Here is a 7,120-nt window from a genome sequence, read left to right on the forward strand (position 1 = left end):
TCCCCGCTCGTCTCCTCAGACGTGCCGCAGCGCGAACCACAGTTCCATGCGGACGTCCGGGTCGTCGAGGTCCGTCTCCAGCAGCCGTGCGCAGCGGGCGATGCGCTGGCGGACGGTGTTGCGGTGCACGGACAGGGCGACGGCCGTGCGGTCCCAGCTGCCGTGCAGGGAGAGCCAGGTGCGCAGGGTCTCGGTGAGCGCGGGATGCGCCGCGACGGGGGCCAGGAGGGCACGGGCGTGGGCCGCCGCCTCCTCGGAGGGCACCAGGTCGGCCAGGGCGGGGCGTGCGCCGTGCCGGACCAGCGGGGCCCGGGTGGCGCGGGCCCGGGCCAGGGCGCGGGCGGCCTGGGTGTCGGCGAGGGTCCAGTCGGCCGGTGCGACGGCGGTGCTGACGCCCAGGGTCCAGCCGGGCAGCGGGGCGGGTGCCCGGCCGGCCGGGACGAGGACCCGGACGACGTCGCCGGCCGGGTCGACCAGGGCGGAGCCGAGCGCCGCCCCCAGCGCGGAGGCGGCGACCGGGTCGGGGGCGACGTCCGGCTCCGGCCGCCCGTGCACGACCAGCCAGCGCCCGCCGCCGAGCAGCCCGGCGACCTCCTCGGGGGACGCGCCCAGCAGCAGCCGTACCAGCGCGGCGGAACGGTCCGCTCCCGTGCCGCTGTGCTGCTCCCCGGTGAGGAGGGACAGCAGCACGGCGGCGACGGAGGCGATGGTGTGGTCCGCGGCCGCCCGGCGCGGGGCGGCGACCCCGAGCACGAAGCCGTGCCCGGCGCCGAGCGCGTAGCAGGCCAGGTGCGTGCCGGCGACGGTGTCCGTGGCGGAGGTGGGCGCGGGCCGGCCGGTGCCGTCCCCGGCCGGCCGGACCACCTCGGACAGGCGGGCGAGCGCCGCCCGCGTCGCGTCGTCCGGTTCGCGTCCGCCGTCCGCGACCACCGCCCCCTCCGGACCGTGGAGCACCGTCCAGCCGCCCAGCCACCGGGCCAGCCCGCGCAGCACGGACGGGACCGGGTCGGGGCGGGACGCGGCGGAGGCGAGGCTCTGCTGGGCCTCGGTCACCCGGCGCAGCTCGGACAGGCGGGCCCGGGACATCAGCTGCCACACCGCGCGGGCCACGCCCGAGAAGGTGGTCTGCGGCGGGACCTCCAGCAGGGGCAGGCCGTGCGCGTCGCATGCCTCGACCAGCGCCCTCGGCACCGTGTCGTGCACCGGGGCCACCCCGAAGCCGAGGGCCGCGCCGCCGGCCGCGACGATCCGGGACACGTAGTCGTCGAAGTAGGTGCCCGTCCCCGCCGCCTCCGGGACGTGCACGCCCGCCGTGAGCAGCAGCTCCCCGCCCAGCAGGTACGGGTACGGGTCGGCCATCTCCGAGGTGTGCACCCAGTGGACGACGGTGCCCGCGGCGGGCGGTCCCGCGATCTGCCGCAGGGCCAGCTCCTCGCGGGCCAGCAGGGCGGGCAGCTCCACCGGCGGGGTGGGTGGGACGGCAGGCTCCGGCATGGTGTGCTTTCCCTCCATCCACGGCCACCGCGAATGGATGAAACGTACACTTCGCAGTCGCTTTCCGGCCACCTAGGGTCAGTCCTCGTCCCCCTCGTCCCCGGGCGAGCGAGCGCGTGCGAAGGAGGCCCCATGGCCGTCGACTACCTCGTGATCGTCGTCTACCTGGCCGGGATGCTGGCCATGGGCTGGTGGGGCATGCGCCGCGCCCGGTCCAAGAGCGAGTTCCTCGTGGCCGGCCGCCGGCTCGGCCCGGCCATGTACTCCGGCACCATGGCGGCGATCGTCCTCGGCGGCGCCTCCACCATCGGCGGCGTCGGACTGGGCTACCAGTACGGCCTGTCCGGCGCCTGGATGGTGTTCACCATCGGCCTGGGCCTGCTCGCCCTGTCCGTGTTCTTCTCCGCCCGCATCGCCCGGCTGAAGGTCTACACCGTCTCCGAGATGCTCGACCTGCGTTACGGCGGTGGCCGCGCCGGGGTCATCTCCGGGCTCGTCATGTGGGCCTACACGCTGATGCTCGCGGTGACCTCGACCATCGCCTACGCCACGATCTTCGACGTCCTGTTCGACATCAACCGCACCCTGGCGATCGTCCTCGGCGGCTCGATCGTCGTCGCGTACTCCACCCTCGGCGGCATGTGGTCGATCACGCTGACCGACATGGTGCAGTTCGTCGTCAAGACCGTCGGCGTGCTGCTCCTGCTGCTGCCCATCGCCGTCGTGAAGGCCGGCGGGTTCGGCGAGATGAAGGCGCAGCTGCCCACCGAGTACTTCGACCCGCTGGGCATCGGCGGCGAGACGATCTTCACGTACGTGCTGATCTACACGTTCGGCATGCTCATCGGGCAGGACATCTGGCAGCGCGTGTTCACCGCCCGCAGCGACCGCACCGCCAAGTGGGGCGGGACCGTCGCCGGCACCTACTGCCTCGTCTACGCCCTCGCCGGAGCCGTCATCGGCACGGCGGCCAAGGTGCTGTACCCGAAGCTCGGCAGCCCGGACGACGCCTTCGCGACCATAGTGAAGGACGAACTGCCCGTCGGTGTGCGGGGGTTGGTGCTCGCCGCCGCGCTGGCCGCCGTGATGTCGACCTCCTCCGGCGCGCTGATCGCCTGCGCCACCGTCGCCAACAACGACATCTGGTCCCGGCTGCGGGGGAGCGGCCGGAGCGCGCCGGCCGGCGACCACGACGAGGTGAGGGGCAACCGGGCCTTCATCCTGCTCATGGGCCTGGCGGTGATCGGCACGGCCATCGCCATCGACAACGTCGTGGAGGCCCTGACCGTCGCCTACAACCTCCTCGTCGGCGGACTGCTCGTGCCGATCCTCGGCGGCCTGGTGTGGAGGCGCGGCACGGTCTACGGCGCCCTGGCCTCCGTCACGGCCGGCGGAGTCGCGGTCGTCGTGCTGATGGCGACCCACGGCATCCTCGCCAACGAGCCCGTCTACTACGGTCTGCTCGCCTCGCTCGCCGCCTACGTGATCGTCTCGCTGGCCTCCCCGGCCACCGACGCCGCCGTCCTGGCCGCCTGGCGCGAGCGGCTCGCCGGGCGCTCGACCGAACTCGCGTCCGAACCGGTCCCGGCTTCCCGGTAGAGTCATACGGCAAGCAGTACATACGCGATGAAGCGTAGGAAAGAAGGCATTTCTCCCATGAGCAGCAACGAGACTCCCCGCGGGCCCGTCGACTCCTCCCGCGTGCCCCGGTACGCCGGTCCCGCGACCTTCGCCCGGCTGCCCCGGCTGGACGAGGTCGGCCGCGCCGACGTCGCCGTCGTGGGCGTGCCGTTCGACTCCGGTGTCTCGTACCGGCCGGGCGCCCGCTTCGGCGGCAACGCCATCCGCGAGGCGTCCCGGCTCCTGCGCCCGTACAACCCGGCGCAGGACGCCTCCCCGTTCGCCCTCGCGCAGGTCGCGGACGGCGGCGACATCGCCGTGAACCCGTTCAACATCAACGAGGCCGTGGAGACCGTCGAGGCCGCCGCGGACGACCTGCTCGGCACGGGCGCCCGGCTGATGACCCTCGGCGGCGACCACACCATCGCGCTGCCCCTGCTGCGCTCGGTCGCGAAGAAGCACGGCCCGGTCGCCCTGCTGCACTTCGACGCCCACCTGGACACCTGGGACACCTACTTCGGCGCCGAGTACACCCACGGCACCCCGTTCCGCCGTGCCGTGGAGGAGGGCATCCTCGACACCTCCGCGCTCTCCCACGTCGGCACCCGCGGCCCGCTGTACGGCAAGCAGGACCTCACCGACGACGAGAAGATGGGCTTCGGCATCGTCACCTCGGCGGACGTCTACCGCCGCGGCGCCGACGAGGTCGCCGACCAGCTCCGCCAGCGCATCGGCGACCGGCCGCTGTACATCTCCATCGACATCGACTGCCTCGACCCGGCCCACGCCCCCGGCACCGGCACGCCCGAGGCCGGAGGCATGACCTCGCGCGAGCTGCTGGAGATCCTGCGCGGACTGGCCTCCTGCAACCTGGTCTCGGCGGACGTCGTCGAGGTGGCCCCCGCGTACGATCACGCGGAGATCACGTCGGTGGCCGCCTCCCACACGGCGTACGAACTGACCACGATCATGTCCCGCCAGATCGCCGCGGCCCGGAAGGACTCGGAAGCCAAGTGACCCACGACCACGACCTGGTGCTCCGCCCGACGCCCGCCCAGACGGAGGCCGCCCTGAATCCTCCTGACGGCCGCAACGGCGGAGACCTGGTCGTGGAGACCCTGGCCGCCCTGGGCGCGACGACCGTCTTCGGCCTGCCCGGCCAGCACGCGCTCGGCATGTTCGACGCGCTGCGCCGCTCCGACCTGCGCTACATCGGCCTGCGGGTGGAGAACAACGCCGGGTTCGCGGCCGACGCCTACGGCCGGATCACGGGTGAGGCGGCGCCGCTGCTGCTGTCGACCGGGCCGGGCGCGCTGACGTCCCTGGCCGCGCTCCAGGAGGCGGCGGCCGCGTCCGCGCCCGTGCTGGCGATCAGCAGCCAGGTCCCCACCGCGGGCCTCGGCGGCGGGCGCCACGGCTACCTGCACGAACTGCCCGACCAGGCGGCCTCGTTCCGGGGGGTGGTCAAGTCCGTCCACACCGTGCGCACCCAGTCGCAGATCCCGTCGGCGATCGAGGCGGCCTGGAAGTCGGCGCTGACCGCCCCGCACGGGCCGGTGTGGGTGGAGATCCCGCAGGACGTGCTGCTCGCCGGGACGGCGATCCCGGTGGTGACGGGCGGCGACGCCTTCCCCGAGGAGCTGCCGCCCCGCCCCGAGTTGACCGCCGTCGCCGCCGACCTGCTGTCCAACGCGGCCCGCCCGGCGATCATCGCGGGCGGGGGAGTGGTCCGCGCGGACGCCTCCGGCAAGCTGAGGCAGCTGGCGGAGCTGCTCCAGGCGCCGGTCGTCACGACCCCCGGCGGCAAGGGCGCCTTCCCCTGGAACCACCCGCTCTCCCTGCAGTCCTGGATCGAGGACCGGCACACCACCGACTTCCTGGAGGACGCCGACGTCCTGCTGGTCGTCGGTTCGGGGCTCGGCGAGCTCTCCTCGAACTACCACACGTTCAAGCCGCGCGGCCGGATGATCCAGATCGAGGCCGACCTCGGCAAGCTGGAGTCCAACCACCCGGCCCTGGGCATCCACGCGGACGCCCGCCTCGCGCTGCAGGCCCTGCTGGAGACGGTGGCGCCCCGCGAGGACCCGTCGGCGGCGGACCGCGTCCGGGACGTGCTGGCGAAGGTCGCCGACCGCATCGCCGGCCAGGGCCTCACCCTGGAGCAGGACGTGCTGGCGTCCGTGCGCCGGGCGCTGCCCGCCGACTCCCCGTCCTTCTGGGACATGACGATCCTGGCGTACTGGGCCTGGTCGGCCTTCGACGCCAAGGGCCCCAACCACCTGCACTCCGCGCAGGGCGCCGGCGGCCTCGGCTACGCCTTCCCCGCGGCCCTGGGCGCGGCGGCGGCCGACCCGACCCGGCCGGTCCTCGCCGTCTCCGGCGACGGCGGCGCCCTGTACTCGATCGCCGAACTGGCCACCGCCCGCCAGTACGACCTGGACGTCACCTGGCTGATCGTCGACGACGGCGGCTACGGCATCCTGCGCGAGTACATGACGGACGCGTTCGGCGAGGCCACCGCGACGGAACTGACCCGGCCCGACTACGTGGCCCTGGCCGAGTCCTTCGGCGTGCCCGGCGTGCGCACGACTCCGAAGACCCTGGAACAGGACCTCGCGAAGGCGCTGCGCACGCCCGGGCCCTCGGTCGTCCTGCTCCCGGCCGTGCTGCGGATGTTCGCGCCGACGCATCTGGGCTGAGGCGCGGCCGGACCGGCCGGGCGGAGTTTCCCGCTCCTCACATGGGAGGGCCAGGACTGGGCACCTGTGTATCGCCCATCCAGCGAAGGGGAGCACATCATGGTGATCGCCGCCGTCATAGCCGTCTGCGTCGTCCTGGCCGTCCTGGCCTTCCTCGTCCCCCGCCTCTCCCGCCGTCCCGAACGCGGCACCCAGCGCACGCTCGGTGCCGGTGCCCGGGCCGGCGGCAAGGCGCCCGGTCCTCTGGGCCGGCTCTTCAGCAAGCCCTTCCACACCAGCTCGCGCGCGGTCGGCCGCAGTGGCTCGGCGGGCCGCCGCACCCGCGGCCGCCTGCCCTTCTGACCGGCGCGCCGGCACAGCGGGAGCGAGGACATGAACGCCGAAGACACCGGCAAGCTGCTGGACGGGCTCACCGTCGACGACAGCAGACGCGAACAGCCGATCGTCCTGGACGCCGACGGGCGTCCCATCCGCACCTGGCGCGAGAACTATCCGTACGACCGCAAGGTGAGCCGCAAGGAGTACGAGCGGACCAAGCGCATCCTGCAGATCGAGTTGCTCAAGCTGCAGCGGTGGGTCAAGGACACCGGGGCGCGCCTGGTCGTCCTGTGCGAGGGACGTGACGCGGCGGGCAAGGGCGGCACGATCCAGCGGTTCATCGAGCGGCTGAACCCGCGCGGCGCGCGCGTGGTCGCGCTGGACAAGCCCACCGAGCGCGAGACGGGCCAGTGGTACTTCCAGCGGTACATCGCGCACCTGCCCACGGCCGGGGAGATCGTCTTCTTCGACCGCTCCTGGTACAACCGGGCCGGCGTGGAGCGGGTCATGGGCTTCTGCTCCAAGGACGAGTACGAGCTGTTCCTCGACCAGTGCCCGGCCTTCGAGCGGATGCTGGTCGAGGACGGCATCCTGCTGGTGAAGTTCTGGTTCTCCGTCTCCCGCTCGGAGCAGCGCACCCGCTTCGCGATACGGCAGGTCGATCCGGTGCGCCAGTGGAAGCTCTCCCCGACCGACGTGGCCTCGCTGGACCTGTGGGACGACTACACCGAGGCGAAGGTCGACATGTTCCGCGCCACGGACACCGAGCACGCCCCCTGGACCGTCGTCAAGAGCAACGACAAGCGGCGTGCCCGGCTGGAGACCATGCGCAGTCTGCTGTCGCGCATCGACTACGCCAACAAGGACAGTGAGGCGGTCGGCACACCCGACCCGCTCATCGTCGGCGCCGCCGACACCCTCCTGGAGCCCGGGGAGGAGGACACCACGCTCTCGCCCACCCCGTTGTCCTCCGGCGTCGAGGGGCCCGG

The 7,120-nt window shown here is 73.2% G+C and carries 6 protein-coding genes; 5 read left to right on the forward strand and 1 reads right to left on the reverse strand.

The window, feature by feature from the left end; genetic code table 11:
- Positions 1–15: 15 nt before the first annotated feature.
- A complete protein-coding gene (locus RIN80_RS16145; protein WP_309096298.1) occupies positions 16–1,494 on the reverse strand; it encodes a PucR family transcriptional regulator in 1,479 nt (492 codons plus the stop codon).
- 132 nt (positions 1,495–1,626) lie between these two features.
- Here RIN80_RS16145 and RIN80_RS16150 point away from each other — a divergent pair, with 132 nt between their 5' ends.
- From RIN80_RS16150 to ppk2, 5 genes are all read left to right on the forward strand, one after another.
- On the forward strand, positions 1,627–3,093 hold the full coding sequence (locus RIN80_RS16150) for a sodium:solute symporter (protein WP_309096299.1): 1,467 nt from the start codon (positions 1,627–1,629) through the stop codon (positions 3,091–3,093).
- 57 nt (positions 3,094–3,150) lie between these two features.
- Positions 3,151–4,131 carry an agmatinase gene (gene speB / locus RIN80_RS16155; RefSeq protein WP_030838119.1) on the forward strand — a complete coding sequence of 327 codons (981 nt, stop codon included), beginning with the start codon at positions 3,151–3,153 and terminating at the stop codon, positions 4,129–4,131.
- Positions 4,128–5,813, forward strand: a complete 1,686-nt coding sequence (locus RIN80_RS16160; protein ID WP_309096300.1) for a thiamine pyrophosphate-binding protein — start codon at positions 4,128–4,130, stop codon at positions 5,811–5,813. The genes speB and RIN80_RS16160 overlap by 4 nt, the downstream gene beginning before the upstream one ends.
- Before the next feature lie 99 nt (positions 5,814–5,912).
- Positions 5,913–6,155, forward strand: a complete 243-nt coding sequence (locus RIN80_RS16165; RefSeq protein WP_309096301.1) for a DUF6411 family protein — start codon at positions 5,913–5,915, stop codon at positions 6,153–6,155.
- Between the two features lie 30 nt (positions 6,156–6,185).
- On the forward strand, positions 6,186–7,120 hold a 935-nt coding region (gene ppk2 / locus RIN80_RS16170), incomplete at its 3' end, for a polyphosphate kinase 2 (RefSeq protein WP_309096302.1).

It is taken from the genome of Streptomyces sp. (assembly GCF_031181705.1).
Classification (GTDB): domain Bacteria; phylum Actinomycetota; class Actinomycetes; order Streptomycetales; family Streptomycetaceae; genus Streptomyces.